This window comes from Zhongshania sp. (assembly GCF_041623545.1).
Lineage (GTDB): Bacteria > Pseudomonadota > Gammaproteobacteria > Pseudomonadales > Spongiibacteraceae > Spongiibacter.
This window is the reverse complement of record NZ_JBFJWS010000371.1, coordinates 1-2842: the sequence shown is the minus strand read 5'-3', so window position 1 is coordinate 2842 and position 2842 is coordinate 1. Positions and strand designations below refer to the sequence as shown.

At 52.4% G+C, this 2842-nt stretch carries 4 protein-coding genes; 2 read left to right on the top strand and 2 right to left on the bottom strand.

Annotated elements, in window-relative coordinates:
• Together ABYT30_RS18025 and ABYT30_RS18020 are read left to right on the top strand one after the other, a co-directional pair.
• On the top strand, positions 1-231 hold a 231-nt coding region (locus tag ABYT30_RS18025; protein WP_373097877.1), incomplete at its 5' end, for a PleD family two-component system response regulator.
• The gene (locus ABYT30_RS18020) at positions 228-698 is read left to right on the top strand and encodes a chemotaxis protein CheW (protein WP_373097874.1); all 471 of its coding nucleotides are present in this window, start codon (positions 228-230) and stop codon (positions 696-698) included. The genes ABYT30_RS18025 and ABYT30_RS18020, both read left to right, overlap by 4 nt.
• On the opposite strand, the gene ABYT30_RS18015 is transcribed toward ABYT30_RS18020, so the two are convergent.
• Together ABYT30_RS18015 and argA are read right to left on the bottom strand one after the other, a co-directional pair.
• Positions 695-1420, bottom strand: coding sequence for a 16S rRNA (uracil(1498)-N(3))-methyltransferase (locus ABYT30_RS18015; protein ID WP_373097872.1), 726 nt, complete (start codon positions 1418-1420; stop codon positions 695-697). The genes ABYT30_RS18020 and ABYT30_RS18015 overlap by 4 nt on opposite strands.
• Position 1421: 1 nt before the next feature.
• Positions 1422-2732, bottom strand: coding sequence for an amino-acid N-acetyltransferase (gene argA, locus ABYT30_RS18010; RefSeq protein ID WP_373079001.1), 1311 nt, complete (start codon positions 2730-2732; stop codon positions 1422-1424).
• Positions 2733-2842: the final 110 nt, after the last annotated feature.

Below are 2842 nucleotides of genomic sequence, written 5' to 3'. Positions count from 1 at the left end.
CTGCTGGATATTGAAATGCCGCGCATGGACGGATTTGAGGTGGCGAGCCGGGTGCGCAGTAACCCCCGCCTTAAACATATTCCAATTATTATGATTAGTTCGCGAACAGGGCAGAAGCACCGCCAGCGCGCCTTTGGTTTAGGGGTTCATAACTTCCTAGGCAAGCCCTATCAGGAGATTCAATTATTGAAGGCGATAGATGAAGTGACCTCGACGGCGGTCACGGTATGAAGGCCCTAGAGTCGACTTCATCCGTTTTGGCCAATATTGTCTTACCGGTTACCGATGGTGCGCTGCTGGTGCCGAATGCGGCCGTGGCGGAAGTGACTATTGCGGGAGGGCTGAGTTCGGCTATTGCCTCGTCTTTTATGCTGGGCATGTTAATGTGGCGTGAACAGGAAATACCTGTGTTTAGCTTTGAGGGTTTGCGCGATGGTGAGCTGCCAAAGAACCTAAAAATTCGCCATGTCGCCGTGCTGCATGGTATTGGTAATCGAGCCGCACTGCCGTTTTTTGCCGTGGCGCTCAGTGGTATGCCTCATATTGAGCGTTTGATCAGTGCCGATGTAGAGCCACTTGAAGCGCAGACGCAGCCATTAATACACAGTGTGGTACGTGTCGGAGAACAACGCATGATGATTCCCGACTGGGATTATATGGAGCAGCAGATTATGGCTGCGCTTGCTACCGCCGTTTAGGCCATATCGCCCCAGCGATATTGCAGAATACTAATCGCGGCAATGGGCGCTGTTTCTGTTCGCAGTATGCGTGGACCAAGCTGCAAGGCGGTGAACTCTTGGGCTAAGCAGTCATTGATTTCATTCTCGCTCAAGCCTCCTTCTGGGCCAACCAAAAGCGCAATATCTCCGATACTCTCGGCTGCAACGCCACCGGCAACCGCGGGACACAGCACCAGCTTTAACGCCGCATTCACACTGCTGCGCCATTGGCTAAGGGTTTGTGCGGTGTTCATTGTGACCAAATCGTTGCGACCACACTGTTCGCAGGCACTGATCATGATCTGCTGCCAGTGCCGTTGTTTTTTGTCCAGCCGTTCAGCGCTGAGTTTGACATCGACCCGCTCGGTAAAGAGCGGTGTAATGGCTGTAACGCCTAACTCGGTCGCTTTTTGAATGACCCAGTCGAATCGATCGCCCTTGGAAATGGCAATACCCAGTTCAATTTTAAGAGGGGAGATGGGCATAGTGGGTTGCGGTGTGTTGTCGACGCGGCATAGCAGGTGTTTCTTGCTCGCTTCCACAATTGTTGCCGAGTAGGCGTTACCGTCGCCATTAAAGAGTACTAAATCCCGCCCTGCACGCATTCGCAGTACTTGGCCTACATAGTGGGCAGCACGGTCATCCAAACTCAATTCGCCGCCACTTAGTGGCTGATCTATATAGACTCTGGGTACCCGCATCTTAATTTAGTGCCTTGAGGAATGCCTTGGAGTTGCGTTGAAAATTATAAAGCTGCTTTTTGGCTGGTGGCAGATCGTCGATTTTACACTCCACGTAACCCTGTTCCTGAAACCAGTGCGCAGTCTGGGTGGTGAGTACAAACACAGAGTCCAAGCCCTGATGGCGGGCTTCTTTTTCCAATAACTCCAATAAACGCTCTGCGCGATCAGCTCCGCGATAATCGGGGTGGGTGGCGACACAGGCAATTTCACCGCTGCGTTGTTCGGGGTAAGGGTATAGCGCGGCGCAAGCCACCACCATGCCGTCGCGGACCAAAATCTTGAAATGGTTTATTTCATTTTCGAGTAATTCTCTGGAGCGCTTTAATAAAACACCCTTGGCTTCCAGCGGCTCGATTATGGCGAGCAGGCCGCCGACATCATCGATATCGGCAGTCATGAATTGCTCATAGTGTTCCTGGGTAACCAGCGTGCCGGCGCCGTCGCGGGTGAACAACTCCTGCAGAAGGGCACCGTCTTGCTGGAACGACACCATATGGCAGCGATTAATACCAATATCACCCGCTTCGACGACTGCTTGCACAATGCTGTCGTGTTTTAACTGGGGTTGTTTGAGCAGCTCACTGTCGACGTCGCGGTACTCGCATTGGCGAATTAACTGGCCCTCGTTGTCGAGCAATCCGGCATCGCTGGTGAATAAAATTAGCTTGTCGGCTTTGAGGGTCGCGGCGGTGTGTACGGCGACATCTTCGGCGGTCAGGTTAAATACTTCGCCGGTGGGCGAGTAGCCAATGGGCGACAAAATCACAATGTGTTGGTTGTTTAATTGCTGCTGCAGCGCTGAGGCATCAATTTTGCGTACGATACCGGTATGCCGAAAGTCGACGCCATCTACCACGCCGATGGGCCGGGCGGTGACATAATTGCCGGAACATACCCGAATAGCGGCGCCGTGCATGGGGGAATTGGCGACGCCCATCGACAGTAACGCTTCAATATGAGCACGCAGTGAGCCGGCGGCGTCGGTGACGCAGCGCAATTCAATATCATCGGTCACCCGCAAATCATTGTGATAGCGGCTTTCAATACCGGCATCCTTCACGCGTTGCTCAATTTGTGGACGGGCGCCGTGCACGAGTATTAGGCGAACCCCCAAGCTATTGAGAAGGGCAATATCGTGAACAATATTGGCAAAATTAGGGTGAGCCACCGCTTCGCCGCCGAACATCAATACAAAGGTTTTGCCGCGATGGGCATTGATGTAGGGCGCAGAGTTGCGGAACCATTTTACGTAATCGGTTTGTGCAGACATGGCAGTGGCGTATGTTATGGCTAATGGCTTTATTTTGTTTGGAATGTCATAGGCTTACAAGCCATTTTTACGTTGCTAAGTTTGATCAGCAAATTCAGCGGGGCTGAGTG